At 69.1% G+C, this 18,437-nt stretch carries 13 protein-coding genes and 1 pseudogene; 6 read left to right on the top strand and 8 right to left on the bottom strand.

Translation table 11 applies throughout. The features are described 5' to 3' along the window. The first annotated feature begins 47 nt into the window (after positions 1-47). From ACFWGN_RS13410 to ACFWGN_RS13390, 5 genes are all read left to right on the top strand, one after another. Positions 48-1,037 (top strand): DUF2249 domain-containing protein, encoded by a 990-nt coding sequence (locus tag ACFWGN_RS13410; protein WP_377617425.1) that lies wholly within the window; start codon positions 48-50, stop codon positions 1,035-1,037. A 299-nt stretch (positions 1,038-1,336) separates the two neighbouring features. Next, positions 1,337-3,190: an anti-phage ZorAB system protein ZorA gene (zorA, locus tag ACFWGN_RS13405; protein WP_377617423.1), complete on the top strand. Its 1,854-nt coding sequence runs from the start codon at positions 1,337-1,339 to the stop codon at positions 3,188-3,190. After that, positions 3,156-3,950, top strand: coding sequence for a flagellar motor protein MotB (locus tag ACFWGN_RS13400; protein ID WP_377617421.1), 795 nt, complete (start codon positions 3,156-3,158; stop codon positions 3,948-3,950). Before zorA ends, ACFWGN_RS13400 begins: the two co-directional genes overlap by 35 nt. Before the next feature lies 1 nt (position 3,951). After that, positions 3,952-5,553 (top strand): EH signature domain-containing protein, encoded by a 1,602-nt coding sequence (locus tag ACFWGN_RS13395; protein ID WP_377617419.1) that lies wholly within the window; start codon positions 3,952-3,954, stop codon positions 5,551-5,553. A 1-nt stretch (position 5,554) separates the two neighbouring features. Continuing rightward, entirely contained in the window at positions 5,555-8,584 is a 3,030-nt protein-coding gene (locus tag ACFWGN_RS13390; protein WP_377617417.1) for a DEAD/DEAH box helicase, read from the top strand. A 76-nt stretch (positions 8,585-8,660) separates the two neighbouring features. Here the strand turns inward: ACFWGN_RS13390 and ACFWGN_RS13385 are convergent, their stop codons facing one another. The 5 genes and pseudogenes from ACFWGN_RS13385 to ACFWGN_RS13365 all read right to left on the bottom strand — a co-directional run bounded on the left by ACFWGN_RS13385 (position 8,661) and on the right by ACFWGN_RS13365 (position 15,143). After that, complete coding sequence (locus ACFWGN_RS13385) at positions 8,661-10,127, bottom strand: hypothetical protein (RefSeq protein WP_377617415.1); 1,467 nt, start codon at positions 10,125-10,127, stop codon at positions 8,661-8,663. After that, positions 10,124-13,405, bottom strand: a complete 3,282-nt coding sequence (locus ACFWGN_RS13380; protein WP_377617413.1) for a type I restriction endonuclease subunit R — start codon at positions 13,403-13,405, stop codon at positions 10,124-10,126. The genes ACFWGN_RS13385 and ACFWGN_RS13380 overlap by 4 nt, the downstream gene beginning before the upstream one ends. A gap of 168 nt (positions 13,406-13,573) precedes the next feature. Next, positions 13,574-14,395 carry a type II toxin-antitoxin system HipA family toxin gene (locus ACFWGN_RS13375; RefSeq protein WP_377617600.1) on the bottom strand — a complete coding sequence of 274 codons (822 nt, stop codon included), beginning with the start codon at positions 14,393-14,395 and terminating at the stop codon, positions 13,574-13,576. A gap of 126 nt (positions 14,396-14,521) precedes the next feature. Beyond that, positions 14,522-14,827, bottom strand: a pseudogene (locus tag ACFWGN_RS13370) (HipA N-terminal domain-containing protein); the annotation flags it as partial. Further along, entirely contained in the window at positions 14,817-15,143 is a 327-nt protein-coding gene (locus ACFWGN_RS13365; protein WP_377617411.1) for a helix-turn-helix domain-containing protein, read from the bottom strand. The pseudogene ACFWGN_RS13370 and the gene ACFWGN_RS13365, both read right to left, overlap by 11 nt. A gap of 502 nt (positions 15,144-15,645) precedes the next feature. On the opposite strand from ACFWGN_RS13365, the gene ACFWGN_RS13360 reads away from it, so the two are divergent. Then, positions 15,646-15,927 carry a DUF2510 domain-containing protein gene (locus ACFWGN_RS13360; protein WP_377617409.1) on the top strand — a complete coding sequence of 94 codons (282 nt, stop codon included), beginning with the start codon at positions 15,646-15,648 and terminating at the stop codon, positions 15,925-15,927. A 34-nt stretch (positions 15,928-15,961) separates the two neighbouring features. Here ACFWGN_RS13360 and ACFWGN_RS13355 read toward each other — a convergent pair whose 3' ends face one another. From ACFWGN_RS13355 to ACFWGN_RS13345, 3 genes are all read right to left on the bottom strand, one after another. Then, positions 15,962-16,360: a hypothetical protein gene (locus ACFWGN_RS13355; protein ID WP_377617407.1), complete on the bottom strand. Its 399-nt coding sequence runs from the start codon at positions 16,358-16,360 to the stop codon at positions 15,962-15,964. A 94-nt stretch (positions 16,361-16,454) separates the two neighbouring features. Next, positions 16,455-16,772, bottom strand: a complete 318-nt coding sequence (locus ACFWGN_RS13350) for a hypothetical protein (RefSeq protein ID WP_377617405.1) — start codon at positions 16,770-16,772, stop codon at positions 16,455-16,457. 555 nt (positions 16,773-17,327) lie between these two features. Beyond that, on the bottom strand, positions 17,328-18,401 hold the full coding sequence (locus ACFWGN_RS13345; protein WP_377617403.1) for a restriction endonuclease subunit S: 1,074 nt from the start codon (positions 18,399-18,401) through the stop codon (positions 17,328-17,330). Between the last annotated feature and the right edge of the window lie 36 nt (positions 18,402-18,437).

The following is an 18,437-nucleotide window of genomic DNA, read 5'->3' as shown; positions in this document are numbered from 1 at the left end:
GTTTGGCGCGTTGGAGAACCACTCCCCGCACTCGGAGGTCTCACGTCATGAGCAGCATCGTCCTGGCCACGTCGGCCGCAGACTCACGCGCCGTCGAGGCCGTCGTCGCCCACCACACCGAGATGAACGGGACCCTCGGGCTGCTCGTCGAGGCTCTGGTCCAGGCCGTGGAGTCGGGTGCACCGGCAGCCTTCGCCCACCGACGGCTCGTCGACTGGACCCGCTCCGACCTCCTGCCCCACGCGCAGGCCGAGGAAGCCGCGATGTACCCCCACGCGCACCGCGACGAGCACGCCCGGCTCCTGGTCGACGCCATGATCGCCGAGCACGGGGTGATCGGCGAGCTGGTCGACGCCCTCGACAACGCGGCCACCCCCGTCCGCGCCGCAGCCCACGCCCGCGCGCTCCAGGTGCTCTTCGAGACCCACATGACCAAGGAGAACGAGCAGATCCTGCCGCTGCTCGCACTGTCCTCCGACGTCTCGCTCGCCGGCGTCCTCGACGGCATGCACGAGCTGCTCGGCGGGCACTCGCACGGGGAAGGCGGAGAGGCCGCCGAGGCTTCGGCGGGTGCCGAGCCGGGTGACGCCGGTGGCTGCGGGTGCGGCAACGGCGCGGGAGGCGGCTGCGGTGGTGGCGCCTCGGAGGGGGCGCCTCCTGCGGCGGGCACGGCCATCGCAGGCCCGGCTGCCGAGGCGGGGGCCGGCGATGCGGTGCCGACGGCCGGGGGCTCGGCCGCTGGTACCCCCGCCCAGGCCACGGAGCCCGCCACCGAGGGGCACTCGTGCGGCTGCGGCGGGCACGACGACGCCGGCAACCTCCCGGTGCTCGACGCCCGCGCGGTCCCGCACGCGATCCGGCACGCGACCATCTTCGGGGCGCTCGACGGCGTCGCGCCCGGCGCCGGCATGGTGCTCCTCGCCCCGCACGACCCGCTACCGCTCCTGGCGCAGGTCGACGCGCGGTGGCCGGGCACGTTCACAGTTGACTACCTCGAGCGCGGACCTGAGACCTGGGCGCTGGCGTTCACGCGCTGACTTCTGGCTGGCTGCCGGCCCCGCCGCCGAGCACGAGGTTGCGGTCGCTATGGCGCCCAGGACGGCCGTAACCTCGTGCTCGACCGAGGATCGTCGCGGCTGCCCCCGGCCGTGACCCGGCGGGGGGCGCTCGAGGGAGGTTCACGGGCCCGACCGCGCACCCCCTGGAGCCGTCGGCGACCGGGTGAAATCGCATGGACGAGTTCTCTTCCGTTCGCGCCCACATGGGACCATTCGGCGAGCCTCCCGACGATGTCGCGATCGAGGCACCCTTCCGCGCGAAAGGCAGTACCCAGCCGATGTCCGACGACGGCATCTTCAAATCCCTCCAGAACCTGCTTCCGGACTTTCCGGCTGCCCTCAACGGCGACACGCATGCGTTGATCGTGGTCGTCTTCGTGGTCCTGATCATCGGAATCGCCGGCTGGGCACTGCTGTACACAGCCATCCAGTACAGGGCTGCGACGAACGCCATCACATCAGTCGCCAGAATGCTCGACGGTGTCCACCAGGACGAGCTGCCACGTCTCCGGAGCGAGCTGCTCGCGACGTCGGAGAGCATCTCGGCGTCGAGCGGGGTCGGCGCCCTCTGGCGTGAGTTCGACGAGACCCTCGTCGAATCGGACGGCAGGCTCTGGAACACCGTCGAGGCGGACCACTACTTCAACACCGACCGGCTTGCGCCGCGTCTGGTGAGCAACCGGCTCTTGACGGCGGCCCCGGCCGTCCTCACAGCCGTCGGACTGCTCGGCACGTTCATCGGCCTGGCAACGGGCCTGAACAGCCTCAACCTCAGCGAGAGCGCGACGGTCGAGGAGATGCGCTCCGGTATCGAAGGACTCGTGGCAGGGGCCGGCCTCGGCTTCACCGCCTCCGTCTGGGGCGTCTTCTTCAGTCTCGTGGTCAACATCGTCGAGAAGCTCGCCGAGCGACGGGTGGCCGCCGAGACGGCACGGCTCCAGTCACGGATCGACGAGCTCTTCGTCCTCCATTCTCCCGAGCAGTCGTTCGTCAAGATCGAGAAGAACACCCACGACTCCGCGATCGCCCTCAACGAGCTGCACGAGAAGATCGGCACCCAGCTCCAGGAAGCAGTGGCAGGCATCTCCCAGGAGATGCAGGCCGCGTTGACGCGCGCCATCGAGACGTCGATGGCGCCCTCGATGGCCTCGCTCGCCGAGAGCACCGCGACGCAGTCGGCCGAGGTCTTCGAGAAGCTCGTCGACAAGTTCGCGGACGCGTTCCAGTCGATCGGGACGCGTCAGGCGGAACAGCTGGGCGCGGCCTCCTCGACGCTGGACGCCACCGTGGCCGCTGTCGCCCAACGCGTCGACAGCTCCGTCGCGGGGCTCTCGGACGCCTTCGAGGCGGTCGGAGCCCGCCAGGCCGAGCAGCTCGACGCCGCGACGGCGACGCTCGACTCCGCCCTCGGCTCCGTCTCCGACAAGGTCGGCGGCGCGATCGTCCTGCTCAAGGAGAGCGCGGCCGCGCAGTCGACGGCGACGGCCGAGCAGGCCGAGGCCTTCCGCGAACAGCTCACCGAGCTGTCCGAGCTGACGGCACGCCAGGCCCGCCTGCTCGACGGCTCGCTCACCGCGATCACCCTGGGACTCGACTCGGCCGCCACCAAGATGGGTACCGCGACCACGTCGCTCGACACGTCGTCGACCACCTTGCAGGGCACCGCACGAACGTTCGCGCAGACGAGCGAACGTTTCGAGTCGTCATTGAACGCGGGCGCCCAGGCGCTCGAGGGGACGGCCGAGGCTCACGCGCAGGCAGCTGCGGCCCTCAGCAACCACACGAAAGCGCTCGAGCAGATCAACTCGGCCTCGCTCGACGCGGCGGAGCGGCTCACCCAGGCGGCTCGCGCTGCGGGGACGAGCTTCGAGACCATGCAGGTCCACCAGGGCCGTTTCCTGAACGACCTCAGGTCGCAGGTCGACAACCACTCCGCCTCGCTCAAGGACTGGCTCGACCAGTACTCGGACCAGGTCCACCACCAGACCTCCGAGCGGATGAGCGACTGGAACAAGCACACGCACGCGTTCTCCTCGCACATGCTCGACGCGACCAACGCGCTCTCCGAGGTCATCGCCGAGATGGAGGTGAGGATCGGTGCGCAGGACGCGGGGAAGAGCTCGCTCTCGTGAGGAGGCGGAGAACCCGTACTGGATCTCCTTCTCGGACCTCATGACGGCTCTCCTGGCCGTCTTCATCCTGGCCGTGGTCGCACTGGTCCTCCAGCTCACCGAGAAGCAGGAGGCCCTCGCCGCCGAGCAGAAGACGGCGCAGGAGCAACGCAGCCTTTTCTCGGACCAGATCACCTCTCTGCAGCACGCCGAGGAGGTCCGGTCGGACGTGCTGGTCGAGGTGGCCACGACGCTCCAGGCGCAGGGCATCGACGTCATCGTCAGCCAGGACAACTCGGTGCTGAGCATCCCGACTGCCCTCCTGGGCTTCGACTCGGCGTCGTTCGAGATCCGGCCCGAGCACCGGGACGTCGCCCTCGCGATCGGGGCTGCGATCGACGACTCCTTGCGCCACGACGAGCGCTTCCGCTACCTCGACACGGTGTTCGTCGAGGGACACACCGACAACCAGTCGTTCGGCGGGCTCGAGGGAACCGGCAACTGGGGCCTCTCCACGTTCCGCGCGATCTCGCTGTGGCGCCTGTGGGAGACCTCGTTGCCCGACGGCGGAGGTCTCGACGACCTGCGCCGGACGGACGGGAGCCCCCTGTTCTCCGTCTCTGGCTACGGCGAGACGCGACCCGCGACGACCGTCCAGGAGAGCGAGGCGGATCGTGCCGCGAACCGGCGCATCGACGTGCGGTTCACCGTGATCCGTCCGACGGCGGAGGACCTTTCGGCGATCCTCGAGGATGCCGACGCGACCGGCCAGGTGCCCTGACATGGGGACCAGGCCCGAGCTGTTCCTCCCCGGATGGCCCGTCGGGTCCTTCGACTCGTGGGACCGGCTCACGGACCGTGCCCAGCGCCTCACGGCCCGCGCCGGCACAGGCCGACAGTTCGACCTGCTGCTCGCCGAGGTCCGCCGCCTGATCGACTCCGGGCGGATCGATCTGCTCTCCGCACGCCTCCCCGAGCGCCGCTTCGCCCGCGCCGTCGTGACGGTCTGGTCGGAGGACCGCGAACGAGCCCGCGCGTCGATGACCCCGGCTGTCGTGTCGCTGCTCGTCGACTCACAGGCACCTCGTCCCTCCCGGTTGCTCGTCGCGGCACTCGCATCGATGTTCCTGACCCACTTCGACCGCCTCGACTCCTGGTCCCCGGGACTGTTCGAGGCCACGAGCACCGCCGTCGAGCGAGCCGTCACGCAGATCCCGGTCCGCAGGACTCGCGCGGAGACGCCGCCCCCGCCGCCTCCATCCCACGCAAGTGCCTCCGTCCCACCACCCCCGCCACCATCACCGAGCCCGCCCGCGAGCCGCGACATCGTCGACGCCTTCCGGTACAACTCCGAGTTCCTCCTCGACATCGAGGCGCCGCGCGCCGTCGCGCAGGGGCTGCGAGCCACGGGGATGGCTCTCGTGGACTGGCTGCGCCTCATCGGTATCAACGGGCACGTCAACGGCCGGTACGGCATCCGCGTCCGCGAGGCGGTCTTCCTCGAGAAGATCGGGTCGGCCGACCACACGCGGGCCGACGGGCTCGGTTTCTTGGCGGAGCTCACGTCGAAGACCGTCGTGGAGTCCCTGGGCACGGACGACATGTACTTCGGGCACCAGATCCTCGTCGCCATGACGGACAAGCCGGACACCGCTCCGTGCGACGAGTGGCTCGACGCGATCGTGAAGATCGGTGGGGACCCGCGACTCCAGCGGCAGGCGCAGTGGCACACCTGGTGGGAGCCGCTACCGCAGCGCGCCCGCGACAAGGCCGTCCGGTGGATGAGCGTCGAGGACCTGCACCTGTTCCTGAACGCCGTGGAGAACCACGGACTCATGACCCGCAACGCAAAACTGGAGCAAATGTTCCCGGCCCGCAAGAAGTTCCTGTGGGGGCTGTACGAGAGCGGCCTCGTCCGCGAGTCGCGGGTCGTCCTGGGGGCCGGCGCCCGGCTGTCCGTCCAACGGCAGATGGGACGCAAGCACATCAACGCGGCGAGCCTCACGCAACGTGCGGACACCGCGATCGTGATCCTGGACTGCGGCGACTTCCACGTCGTCGAGGGGTCTCACAACTTCAGGTTCTGGATCTACGCAGGCCGCCCCACCGCGCCGCTCTTCGACTACTCTCACCGAGTCTTCACCCCGGATCAACTGATCAACGACGTCCCGGCAGCTCACACTCGAGAGCACCCGGCCGGATGGCGCGCTCATGCGGGCATCCCGCACGCCGCCACGACATGGCAGAACAATGCGCTGACCTTCCTCGTCGAGACCCTGGGCATCCCTGTGGACCCGCAGAGCGTCCTCACCCCTGAGGACTACTCGACGCTCAAGCACCGTTTCGGCCTCCCGATCCACCACCGCACCCCGCTGAGGAGCTGACATGGGCCTGCGTGACCTCCTGCGAGCCCGGCGCATGCGCCCTGATGACACCGAGTCGCCCATGCGGCTGTTCGCGGTGTCGTACGACTCCGACGGCGCCAACTTCGTCACGACGCCCGAGGACCTCGCGCTGCTGCACCGAGGCGAAGGGCAGCGGTCGGCCCAGGAGCAGCACCTGGTCCTCGAGATGCTCGCCGAGCAGGGTGCGGCCTACCTCCTGCCCAACGGCTTCGCGATGCGCTCGGCGGACGTGGCCCGTCTGGGCGACGACGAGGCCGAGGTCCTCGGTCTCCCCCGGCGCCTTCCCGGCACGCTCGAACCGGAGGTCCGGGGCAACACGACGTCCCGCACGTTCTCCGTCACCCTCGGGGCCCGCATCGGGAGCCACCTGGAGCCGTGCCGCCGGAACGGTCCCGTCCTGACGATCGGCACGGCGACCCAGTACCGGCTCTCGCCACGTGCGCTCAAGGTGATCTGCGCCGTCGAGCACCACGAGGCGCTGGCCTTCGAGGACCGCACCGAGACGAACAACGTCCGTCTCGTCGCCGAGCTCCAGGCCGCCAGGATCCCCCTGCCCGACGACCCGGACCGCGACGAGCCCTTCCCGCTCCCCCTGGGGCACCTCACGAGCTGGTCCACCACGATCCCGGACCGGGTCGGGCTCCTGGTCGACGAGCAGCACGACGGCTCGTTGCGCATCTCTCCCGACCTGGGGCCCGACGTCGACCCGGATCGGTTGGCGAGCAGGTGGCACCAGATCGAGGGCGACCGTCAGGCCGGCGTCCTGCGCGTCGACGAGCAGCTCGTCCTCCTCGACGAGCAGCGCCTCGCAGGCGTGCGGGACGTGCTGGCCACGCCCCGCATCCCGGCAGAGAGGGCACGGGACTTCCTCACTGCGCCAGGGCAGTTCTTCGACCACGAGCTCGTCGACGTCGAGCTGAACTTCGGGGTCCGCGTCGCGGGCGTGGGCATCATCGTCCCGCAGACCTTCGCCGACGCGAGCGAGTCGGGCATCTCGTGGTTCGGGGACTCGGACGGCGTGCAGCCGGCCAGCATCCTCGCGGGGCTCATCGCCACCCTCCCTCAGCTGGACACGGTCGAGCAGGACGTGCGCGCCGCGCAGGACCAGGGTCGATCCGTCATCGCGGTCGGTGACCAGCTGGTCGACATCAGCGACAGGTCCACGGTCGACAGCGAGCTCGCCACGGCGCGTGATCGCCTCCTCGACGAGACTCTCCTGCCTGAACCCGGCGACGACGACGCGACCGACCCGTCGGACCCGGCGGCCCCTCGGACGGTTCAGGTCGGTGTCCACGTCGCGGACGTCCAGGACGTGGGCGAAGCGCTCCGGGCCTCCGCGTCGAGCACACCTCCTGCGCGCCCGGTCGACTACGCGAGCCTCCTGCGCTCGCCGTACCCGCACCAGCGCGAGGGCATCGAGTGGATGGTGCGGCTCATGACCGCGTCTCTCCTCAAGCCCGACGGCGACCCCTCGCGCGTCCAGGGCGCGATCCTCGCGGACGACATGGGCCTCGGCAAGACCTACATGACGCTGGTCGCGCTGCGCGAGTTCCTCGAGGCACAGCGCGCACGTGGGGGGACGGTACGCCCGACGCTCGCGGTCCTCCCGGTCTCGCTGATCGAGAACTGGCAGGCGGAGATCGACGCGACCTTCGCGACGAACCCGTTCGAGGACGTCGTGGTGCTCCAGGGCAAGGGCATCACAGCCTTCCAGGAGCTGGGGCGGGGCAAGGAGACCACGGCGAGCGTCGTGAACCTCGACGACCAGGGCATGCTGCGTGCCGACGCGATCCGCTTCTCGCTGAAGATCGGTCCGGAGCACGGCAGGAGTCGGCTCGACATGCCGGGCCGGCTGGTTCTCGTGACGTACGAGACGCTCGCCTCGTACCAGCTCTCGCTGGCGCAGGTCGACTGGGGTGCGGTCGTGTTCGACGAGGCCCAGACCATCAAGAACCCCGACGCCCTGCGCACCCGGGCCGCCAAGGCGCTCAAGGCGCGGTTCATGCTGCTGGCCACGGGAACCCCGGTCGAGAACAAGATGCTCGACTTCTGGTGCCTCATGGACGCCGCCCAGCCGGGACTCCTGGGCTCCTGGGCCGAGTTCCGCACGCAGTGGGTCTCGCGGATGGAGAAGGCTCCGAGCGAGGAGAAGTCCCGGATCGGGCAGGAGCTGCGTGAGCTCGTGGGCCCGTTCATGCTGCGACGGATCAAGGAGGACCACCTCAGGGACCTCCCTCCCAAGACGGTCTACGGCCCCGAGGGCGGGCCCGCGCAGGTCGCCCGCCCAGATCTCGGCGTCGTGATGCCCGTGACTCAGCGCGACGCGTACGACGCGGTGCTCGAGGGCTACCGGCGCAACGGCCCGGGGGTCCGGGGGGCGGCGCTCGCGACCGTCCAGGCTCTGCGTGGTGTGAGCCTCCACCCGTCGGCGTCGGGGGACGCGCCTCTGTCGAGCGATCCCGCGGACCTCGACCTGTCCGCGCGCATGGTCGCGGCGGTCCGGGTCATCGACGAGGTGCGGGCGGTGGACGAGAAGGTCATCGTGTTCGTCATCAACAAGAAGGTCCAGGCTCGGCTGGCCCTGTGGTTGCAGGAGCGCTACCGGCTGCGGGTTCGTGTCGTCAACGGCGACACCGCCGCGGTGGGTTCGGGCGCGACGCGCAAGGGGATCATCGGGGAGTTCGAGCGAGCGCCGGGCTTCAACGTCATCATCATGTCGCCGCTCGCGGTCGGGGTGGGGCTGACGATCGTCGGGGCCAACCATGCGATCCACCTGGAACGGCACTGGAACCCTGCCAAGGAGGCGCAGGCCACGGACCGCATCTACCGGATCGGTCAGACGCGGCCCGTCCACGTCTACCTCCCGATGGCCCTCCACCCGGACACGACGTCGTTCGACCTCAACCTCGACCGGTTGCTGCAGCAGAAGTCGACGCTGCGGGACGCGATCGTCGTGCCCGAGGCCGTGGGAGAGCAAGAGGTCGTGGCTGCGCTGGGGCTGGTGGGCTGAAGGGCCCCGTTACCGGGCCCTCCAGCCCGACGACGGAGCGCACCCGATCTTGCTTGCCTGGGTGCGCTCCGCCGGTTCACGCCTCGTCGAGCTCGCGCTCCTGCTCGTCCGTGCGCAGCTCCCAGCTGTCGTGCAGGCCGTCCCAGGTGTCCCAGAAGTCGACGTTGCTGAAGGGGAACTCGAGGAGGACGCCGGTACCACCGAGGATCGCCTCGACCCCGATCACGCTGCCGTCGGAGTCCTCGTGCACGTCGAGGCCGACCGGGTCGTGGTCGAGGTCGTCCGTGACCCTGTCCGCGAGAGACTCCAAGTCATCGACTCCGAGGTGACGGAACAGGTCATCGAGCGACTCGACCAGGCGCACGTGCTCCGGTTCCCAGTCCCGACGACGACCTTCCCACCCGCACGCGGGGCAGGAGTGGGTGGCGACCGGTCCCGCAGGTAGAGCGCAGCCGCCCATCACGTAGACGTCGGGATCGACCGGTCCGGGAGGCATTCCCCAGAAGATGAGGCGAAGCTCTGCGCCGCACCGCGGGCAGTCGAGCGGACGGGACCGCAGCCCCGACCCACTCGCTTCGCCTTCTGCGTCCGATGACTCCTCCTCGGGCAACCACAGGGCACGGACCGAGGCCGCGGTGCTCGCGGGCAACGGTCCTTCCGCGCGGAGATCGTGGCCTTGACCCTCCGCGACCCGTCTCACCGCCGCATAGGTGACCGAGGCCTGCGAAGGTGGCGTCACACAGATCGCTACGGTCGAGCCGTCCGTCGAGTCGCGGACGAGACGAACGACGGTCGTGACCGGCCACGACCTGCGGTTCCCTGTCGGAACCTCCTGATCGTCGGCCAAGGTGAACGGCAGAAACTCGTCGCCGACACGGACGCCGTCCTTGTACCCGTCCTCCCCCAGGCGGTATCTCTCGATCGAGTGCTCGACGAACTCTTGAGCCACCAGTCCGAGCACTGCCTCGACCTGGGGCGAAGGAGGAGTCTCGTCCTCGATCCATGGGACGACCCACAATCCAGCGCTCGTCGGTGCACGAGGAACCGCTCGTGGCTTCCGAGCGGCCTGAGGGCGATAGATCCCCCGGGCCCGGTCGATCCACTCCTGATCGACCCACTCCGAACCGCGGGCGCCCGACCATCGATCGATCTGGAGGTCCGCCTGTGCGGCGACCTCGACGTCGTCGGTCAGGAGCGCCGCCTCACGCAGCGACGTGCGCGAGCGCTCGGAGGCGTTGGCCGATCCGACGAGGGTCTTGCGCTCACCGGTCTCCTCGGACCCGCCGACGATCACCTTGGCGTGCAGCCGGGCGACCGACACCAGGACCACGCCACGGTCGAACAGCACCTGGAGCGCAGCGGGGTTCGTGGTGCCACCGGCGAGCGACTCGTCGGACCCGTCGAACACCAGCGTGTCCCCCGCGCCCAGAGGTAGCAGCTCCGGGGCCTCACGTCCCACGTAGGCGATCGCGGCACGCACCGGCCCGGGCCACGTCACCGTGCGCAGCGACTCCCAGACCTTCTCCGACACGAGCTCGATCACGCCGCCCCCTCCTCGCGCTCCGCGTAGCGCGGGGCCATCGACTCCATCTGTTCCATGACGAGCTTGATCGCTCCGGGCTGCTTGTCCGGCGGGTAGCCGTGCTTGACGAGGAGCCGCTTGATCGAGGAGCGCAGCTTGGCGCGCACGTCCTCGCGCACGGTCCAGTCGGTGCGCACGTCGCGCCGCAGGACCGTGAGGAGCTCGCGGGCGATGTCGGCGAGGACCCCGTCCCCCTGGACCTCGACGGCCGACTCGTTGGCCCGGACCGCGTCGTAGAACGCGAGCTCGTCGCTCGTGAGGGGCGGCGAGAACCGGGCACCGCGGTCACCTTCGGCCGAGACCTCGTGCGCCATCTCGATGAGTGCTGCGATCACCTCGGCGGACGTGAGGTTGGAGTTGGTGTACCGCGTCATGAGCTCGTTGAGCCGGTCGGAGAACGCGCGCTGGCGCACCAGGTTGTTGCGGGTCGCGGCGCGCGACTCCTCCTGGATCACCTTGCGGAGCGCCTCGATCGCGAGGTGCGGGTTCTCGGCGTGCGTGGCCGTCGCGAGGAAGGACGTGTCGATCTCGTCGATGCGCGGCGACTCCATGCCGGCCGCCTGGTAGATGTCGAGCACCTCGCCCGAGTCGACGCTCTCGGCGACGAGCTGGTTCAGCATGCGCTGGACGTCGTCGGGGATCGCCTCGCCCCGCGCCTGGCGGTCCTCGGCGTCGAACTTCCCCATCCAGACGCGCACCTCCTCGAAGAACCGCACGTCGTCGGCGATGTCGGTGAGGTGGTCCGCTCCCCCGGCAAGGGCCCAGGCCCTGTGCAGCTGACCCGCCTGACGGCGGAAGGTCGCGCCGAGCGTGTCGCTGCCGTCCTCGACGTCCTGCGGCCGGTTGCCGACCGTGCCCGGGTCACGCAGGTGGTTCACGGTCGCGTGGACGGCCAGGACGTACGCGCGCTTGTCGTCCACGGCGAGCCGTGCGCGCCAGTCGAACCCGGAGAGCGTCGCACGCACCTGGGTCACGAGCAGCTCGGCCAGCGCGACGGCTTCCTCGACCTGGCGCCCGAGGGGTCGGGTCTTCTGGTCCTGGGGCGAGTACTCGCGCAGCGCGGCGGCGAGGTTCTCCGCCACGGGGGCGTAGGCGACCAGCAGGCCTGCGGTCTTGCCGCGGAACGTCCGGTTGACGCGGGCGAGCGTCTGCATGAGCAGCGCGCCCTTGATGGGACGGTCGAGGTAGAGGGTGTGCAGGGGCGGGGAGTCGAAGCCCGTGAGCATCATGTCCTTGACGATCACGATCTCGAGCTCGTCGTCGGGGTCCTTGAGCCGCTGCTTGATGGCCGCGTTCTCGCTGTCGCGCCGCACGTGATCGCGGATGGGCGCGGGGTCCGACGGCGTCCCCGAGTAGACGACCTTGATCTTTCCGGTGGCCAGGTCGTCGGAGTGCCAGTCGGGGCGCAGGGTGACGATCTCGCTGTAGAGCCGTGCACAGATCTCGCGGGTCGCGCCGACGACCAGCGCCTTGCCCGGGGTGCGTTCGTGGCCGGCGCGGCCGAGCGACTCGAACATCGCGGTCCGGCGCCCTTCCCAGTGCGCGACGAGGTCGGCCGCGAGCGCCTCCAGGCGGGCCGGGGCACCGTAGATCGCGTTGACGACCGCGACGCTCGACTCGATGCGGCGGCGCTCGGCGTCGTCGAGCCCCGTGGTCATCTCGTCGGCGGCCGCGTCGATCGTGGACTCGTCGGCGCCGTCGACGAAGTCGACCTTCACGAGACGGGAGTCGAAGTACACGGGGACCGTGGCGCCGTCGTGCACGGCGCGGGAGAGGTCGTAGACGTCGATGTCCTCGCCGAACACCGCGCGCGTGTCACGTTCGGCGGTGCTGATGGGTGTCCCGGTGAACGCGATGAGCGTGGCGTGCGGGAGGGCGCTCTTGAGGTGCCAGGCGTAGCCGTCGAGGTCGTCGTAGTGGCTGCGGTGGGCCTCGTCGACGACGACGACGATGTTGCGCCGGTCGGACAGCAGCGGGTGCTTGGTGCCTGCCTGCTTCTCGGCGGGCGAGAGCCCGAACTTCTGCAGGGTCGTGAAGTAGATGCCGCCGGTCACCCGGCCGGCGAGCTCGGTCCGCAGCTCCTCGCGACGGCGGATCTGACGGGGTTCCTCGGGCAGCAGCTGGCTGCGCCGGAAGGTCTCGTAGAGCTGGCCGTCGAGCTCGGTGCGGTCGGTCACGACGACGACCGTGGGGTTACGCAGCCGAGGGTGCCGCATGACCTGGTTGGTGTAGAGCTCCATCTCCATGGACTTGCCCGAGCCCTGGGTGTGCCAGACGACGCCCGCCTTGCCGTCGGACGCGACCGCGGTGATGGTCTTCTCGATCGCCTTGGAGACCGCGAAGTACTGGTGAGGCTTGGCGACGCGCTTGCTGAGCCCTTCGCTCCCCTCGTCGAACGCGACGTATCCGTGCAGCAGCTGGAGGAAGCGGAGCTGGTCGAACAACCCGTAGAGGGCGAGCCGCAGCGCGGTGACGGGTTCGTCCTCGGTGGGCGTGTCGCCGTCGGGCCCCTGCACGCCGTCCGGGCGGCCGGACGGCCCGACGGGGCGGCCGTCGTCGTCGACGTTCCACGGCGAGAAGTGGTTGAACGGCGTGAAGGGCGTGCCGTAGCGCGCGGTGATGCCGTCGGAGACGACGGTCAGTACGACAAAGCGGAAGGCCAGCGGCAGCTCACGGACGTAGGTCGCGACCTGGGCGTGGGCCGCGGCGAGGTCGGCTGCCCTGGTGCCCGCGTTCTTGAGCTCGATCACGCTGACGGGCATCCCGTTGAGGTACAGGACCACGTCGAAGCGCCGTTCGACGTCGCCGCGCACGACCGTGACCTGGTTTGCCGCGAGCCAGTCGTTCTCCGACGGTTCGCTGCTCACGAGGCGGATGGTCGGGTTCTGCTCGATGCCCTCGGCGTCGATGTAGCTGATGCCACGGAACCCGTCGGTCAGGAAGTCGTGGACGCGCTTGTTCTCGGCGATCGCGTCGTTCGACGTCGGGGCGACGATCGCGGCGAGCGCCTGGTCGAGGTACTCGCGCGGCACGTCCGGGTTGAGAGCGCGCAGCGCGGTGCGCAGGCGGGTGGGGATGAGGAGCTCGTCCCACGACTCACGCTCGGGGACGGGGTGCCCGTCCGGCCCGACGACGGCGCTCGCCCCGGGCGCGATCTCCTTGCCGTGCTTCACGGTCCAGAAGAGCTCGCCCAGGTCGTCGAGGGCCAGGTGTTCCCAGGCGTCCTCGGTGAGCTTCATGGATCCTCCGTGATGTCGGGTGCTGCCGCTGCGGCGCGGCCAGCTTGTGCGGGAGTGCTGGTCGGAGCCTATCGGCGCCATGACTCATTCTTGGTGGTCTCGTGGCGGGGCGCGGTGGGTGAAGTGATATGGGGGTTATCGGGGCAGCGGCATCTGGCCCCTCACGGTTCAGGCGTCCTGAGACCCGTAGAAGATCGATCGGTTGAGGATCTGACGGTGCCACAGGCTCTGGCGATCGAGTACCGTCAGGCGCGCCTCGTCAGCGGCATCGCGCCACTGTTCGTTCACGACGGCGAGCTGATGCTCGACGATCTCTTGTGCTTCACCCCGGTCCAGCAAGTACTCCGCCGCGGCGTCGACACACACCCCCAGACGAGCAGCACGCTGGCCATCGCGGCCGATCGCCATCGCCTGCGCCGTCTCGTCGCCGCTGCGGACCTGCGGGCACAGGTCGTAGGCAGGAGTCAGTCTCAGGTCGTGGCCGTCCCAGAACGCGGCGTGATTGCGGGCGTGGTCGTCCGTGTTCCCGATCAGAACGTTGAACACGATCCGGCAGAACAGCTCACGCAACGTCGCGGCAGGTGTGGTGAACCGGGACCGGACGAGATCAGCCAGGTCGGGGTAGGTGGCGTACCGACCGGTCATCTCCGTCAGCCCGAGCATCGTCAGGGCCGAGACCATGAGCCGACGGCTGCCGTCTGCGGGGCGGTCGAAGCGTTCGACGAGCAGCACGTCCTTGTCGGCCACCCGCACGCACTCGCTGTCGGGGACGTCCAGACCGACGCGGGCGGCGAGGTTCATGGCGACCGCTTCACCCTTCACCACGGGGTAGGTGTCCGTCGCCGAGGAGAACTTGGCGATGAGCCGGCGCTCACCGTCGTCGATCAGGGCCTTGGGCCTCGCTCCTCCGATCGATGTTCCCCGGACGAGCGCCTCAGCCAGGGACCGGGACAGCGGGTTGCCTGCCTGCAGGGTGTCCGCGGCCGTCATCAGCTCGACAAGGTCGGCGTGATGGTCGACGTCCCGGGCGACATAGGTGGTCGCCGACTCCTGGAAGTCGAGTCCACCGATGCGGTCGGACCCCGACTCGACGAAGTACGTCAGGCGGTCGAGATCGCCCGTGTCGCTGTCACGGTCGAGGTGTCCGAGGTGACGGGCCAGGATGACTCGCTGCCCCCAGGAGTCAGGACCGGCGTCGGCCAGGACCCCGGCGATGTCGAGTCCCGCGAGCGGTTCCGTGGCCCCCCGTCGCAACGGCAGCTCAGGTGTGTACAGGCTGATCGCTTCGCTACGCTCCAGGTATGACCGGCCATAGGTGAAGCGGTAGGTCGTGCCCGCACGGTCGATCCGACCCGCAACGACAGGATCCGTCCTTCCAGGGAGCCAGACCCAGACGAAGACGTGTTCGCGGTCAGAAGTCATCATCGATCTCCCTGCTGGTCTCGCGCACCCGCTGAGGGAGCAGGGCCAGGAGATCCATGGCGCGCGAGCGAGCGGCGCGCAGGCCTGAGGCGTCCTGGCCGAACAGCGGGACGCCGACCAGGGTCGCGAGCTCGAACACCACCCCGATAGCCACTGACGGGGCGCCCTGCTCCGCGCGTCGTAGTGTCGTGAGGGAGATACCGGCACGCTCGGCGAGCTCGGCCGCTGTCCATCGGCGTCCACGGCGAGCCGTCGCGATCTGGGCGCCAAGGATCACGAGAGCGTCAAGGGTGGGCGGCGAGTAGGCGTGGGCCATGGCGACCTCCAGGTGGCAATATTCTGCGGCTTACGCCGTTAACTTCTCCTATCGTGCCATCCATCACTGTTCGATGCGGCGTGAAGTTGCGATCCGCCTCACTCGAGGTCGGGGGCATCACTCCGCCCCCTCCACCGTCACGACCCCGTCCATCCTCGCCCTCTCTCGTCGACGCCGCCCAGGTCTGGGCGTCGGCTGGCGACGGGGGCGGCGGAACGTCGGCACCGGGTTCGCCGCTGTCCGGGACGGGCGCGGTGGGCTGGTCAGTCCTGATTTCTCCTGGGATCACGGTGGAACGGGGCTCAGGGGGTCGACCCCGTGCTCAGTCCCTGTGGCACAGTGCCGTGACGCGACGAGGGCCGCGATCAGGGGATGATCAGATAGATCGCGATGGTCGGCAGCGTCTGCGGGTGACAGCCGGCGGTGCCCGGCGAGCCGCATCCCGGCCGTCGACACGGAGCACCTGAACACGGAAGACACCACCACAGCCGAGGAGAACACCGTGACCCACCAGCCCGGCTGGTACCCCGACCCGAACGACCCGCAGCGGGTGCGCTGGTTCGACGGGCAGCAGTGGACCCAGCACTCACAGGCCGTCCAGACCGCGCCGTCTCCAAGCCCCCGGAAGCTGAGCACGGGTTCGATCGTGGCGATCGTGGTGGGCGCGATCCTCCTCCTGTGCGCGATCGTCGCGATGATCCTCGGCGTCGTCGCCCTCGTTGCGTTCCTCGCGAATATCGCTCAGGGAGTCGTCTGCGGAGAGAGCCCGCACTACTGCACGTAGCAGGTCCGGTCGGAGGCGCTCACCGCAGACATGTTCAGCCCCCGTTGAGCGCGTTCTCGTACTCCAGGGCGGACTGCATGAGCTCGTCCTCGGTCACGAAGCCGTCCCACTCACGCAGGTACGGCCTGTCGAAGTCGATTCCGTTGCTGCACTCGACGTCGTCGTGCCAGTCCTCGTTGAAGGTGATCGAGAGATAGCACGACCAGGCTGCCGGCTGTTCGGGCACCATCTGTTCCCACTGGTATTCCAGGTCGTACTCTTCCGGGACACCCTCTTCTGGTACGTAGATCGCAGGCTCTTCGTAGTTTCCGAAGTCGTCAGTGTCGTCGGCCCAGATTCCATGGGACCCGCTTCCGCCCGGCGCGTAGGCGGCGCAGCCCGTCGTCAGGAGTCCCAGGAATGACAAGACGACGAGCCCAGCTGTTCTCCGCACCGCGTTCCGCTCCTTCTACGCTTCGATCATCTTGTGCTCAGCGGGCCCGATATTAGTCACCTCCGTCACCGTCGGACAGGGTCGGCCGGGTGAACTATCCGAAGAATCCCGCGACCACGACCGAGGCGACGCACGCCGCGATCGACGAGACGAGCATCGGGGCCGCTCGCCGGCGGGCATCCCGTCGGAGGCGCCCGGTCTCCGATGCTCTCTCGGCCTCCCAGGCCGCGACGAGCCCCGGGTACGCGGCGGTCGCGCGGTCGAACTCGACGTTGAGACGAGCCTGGCGTTCCGCTTGATCGGCCCGCGCACGAATCATCTCGGCGACCCAGACGCCGTGGTCCGGGTTCGCCTGGTGGGCGTAGCGCGGGCCGTAGCGCTTGATGCACGTCGATCCGACCCGGGCTCGCATGCTCTCGCCGTTAGTCAGCGGCCGGCCACAGATCACGCACACCCGCGAGAGCAGCGGGATCTGCCGCGGAGGCTCGCGCCGGACGTGTCCCAGCTTCGCGACCGTGCGATGCGGCCGGCGTGGGCGACGGTAGTCGAGGTGTCGGCCGAAGAGGACAGCGCTCACCACGAACCAGACGAGGCTCGAGAGCAGGGCGACCGCCACGGCGGGTCCTCCGAGGAGTCCGAGGGCGCCGACCAGGAGGGCGCCGACCAGCAGCAGCCAGCGCTTCCGGCCCGACGGCGCCGGTCCCGTTCGGAGGCCGGGCTCGGCGGGTGGGGTAGTCGCCTCGGGCGCCGCGTCAGTGCGCCGGCGTGATGGTTCATGACTTCCTGCTGTCGGGTGAAGGGTGCTGCGGGCAGGGGAGATCGGGCGACGACGACATCGCCGCCTCTGGGAGGGTCGGTCGAAATGAGCGGTGATCGAGATGCGGCCAACGGGGGGTTGATCAGGCGCGACGACCCCCGCTAGCCGCATCTCGATCACACAGGATCGCGGCGGCGTCGCGGATCGCGGTCAGGCGACCTCGGAGACGATGCGCTCGGCGTCCTTGACGCGGAGCTTGCCGGACATGAGCTGCGGGAGCAGGATGTCGCGAGTGGCGGCGAGGGTGCGGTTCTCGTCACGGCTCGAGATCGCCCGCAAGCCGAGTCCACCGATCTGCCCAACTAGCACATCGCTCATGGTCCGAGGGTCTGGGACGAGCGTCGACAGCATCTCAGCCGGCTTGACGCGCTGATGGCTCCCAGAAGTTCCGGCAACCATCGCCTCAAGAGCCGCTCCGAAAGCAGGCTGCGACGTCAGCGCCCAGAGCACCGTCGTCGACGAGAACCTCGGCCGAAGGGTGACGAACTCCGTCGAAGCCAGGGAAGTCAAAGGCGAGATAGTCGGGATATTCCAGACGCGGGGAAACCGCGGGTTCAGCTTCGACACGAGGACGCTCGGTTCCCGAACGAGGAACTTGTTGCTCTTAATCTCCTGCGGACCGACGATCTCGGGCTCGATCCCCGCATCGAAGGCCGGCAGGCTGAAGTGGGCCACCCTGTCGTCTGCAAGCCCTTCAGGGTTCACCGTGGTCTTGATGTGCTCAACGATCTCACCGAGCGGGACCGTAACGGGCACGGCCAAAGCGAGTGTCCGCGCAAGGTCCTCGGCCGTGGAGGCAAGCTTGGAGTTGGCCGCGATCTTGTCGTCGAGCGCCCCCAGCACCTCGGCGATGGCCCGTTGCTCATGAAGCGGCGGTCGCTCCAAAGGGACCGCCGAGAGGATCCCTGTGTTGAGGTTAAGCATCGTCGCCCCGACGGCGTGTCGAACGATCCACTCACGCGTCCACTCGGTCCCGAGCTGATAGGAAACAAATGCGGGATCATTCTCGCCGTGCGACCCGAAATGCACACGAAGACAACCCGTTCCACAGAGCCATCCCGCGTTATCCTCGCGAATGAGTGCCCGACGTTCGACATCCCCACGACGCGAGTAGACAATGTCCCCTGGCTCCATGCGATGGCGCTGGAGGCGACGCGCATCGTCCTCACTGATACGAGCGATGCCGTCTTCGATGATGAAGTTCTCACCGATATTCGCAGGCATCACAGATGGGATGCCCTGCAGGACGTAGTCAGAAGC

This window comes from Oerskovia sp. NPDC060338, assembly GCF_042726295.1.
In the GTDB taxonomy this organism is placed as follows: Bacteria; Actinomycetota; Actinomycetes; order Actinomycetales; family Cellulomonadaceae; genus Oerskovia; species Oerskovia merdavium.
This window is presented reverse-complemented; position numbering and strand designations above follow the sequence as displayed.

What these genes read in the sequence shown, in the direction of transcription:
- ACFWGN_RS13380 (WP_377617413.1), bottom strand. Translation starts at nt 13,405, where the DNA reads ATGAAGCTCACCGAGGACGCCTGGGAACACCTGGCCCTCGACGACCTG.
- ACFWGN_RS13390 (WP_377617417.1), top strand. Translation starts at nt 5,555, where the DNA reads ATGGGCCTGCGTGACCTCCTGCGAGCCCGGCGCATGCGCCCTGATGAC.
- ACFWGN_RS13375 (WP_377617600.1), bottom strand. Translation starts at nt 14,395, where the DNA reads ATGACGGCCGCGGACACCCTGCAGGCAGGCAACCCGCTGTCCCGGTCC.
- zorA (WP_377617423.1), top strand. Translation starts at nt 1,337, where the DNA reads ATGTCCGACGACGGCATCTTCAAATCCCTCCAGAACCTGCTTCCGGAC.
- ACFWGN_RS13395 (WP_377617419.1), top strand. Translation starts at nt 3,952, where the DNA reads ATGGGGACCAGGCCCGAGCTGTTCCTCCCCGGATGGCCCGTCGGGTCC.
- ACFWGN_RS13345 (WP_377617403.1), bottom strand. Translation starts at nt 18,401, where the DNA reads ATGCCTGCGAATATCGGTGAGAACTTCATCATCGAAGACGGCATCGCT.
- ACFWGN_RS13365 (WP_377617411.1), bottom strand. Translation starts at nt 15,143, where the DNA reads ATGGCCCACGCCTACTCGCCGCCCACCCTTGACGCTCTCGTGATCCTT.
- ACFWGN_RS13350 (WP_377617405.1), bottom strand. Translation starts at nt 16,772, where the DNA reads ATGCGAGCCCGGGTCGGATCGACGTGCATCAAGCGCTACGGCCCGCGC.
- ACFWGN_RS13410 (WP_377617425.1), top strand. Translation starts at nt 48, where the DNA reads ATGAGCAGCATCGTCCTGGCCACGTCGGCCGCAGACTCACGCGCCGTC.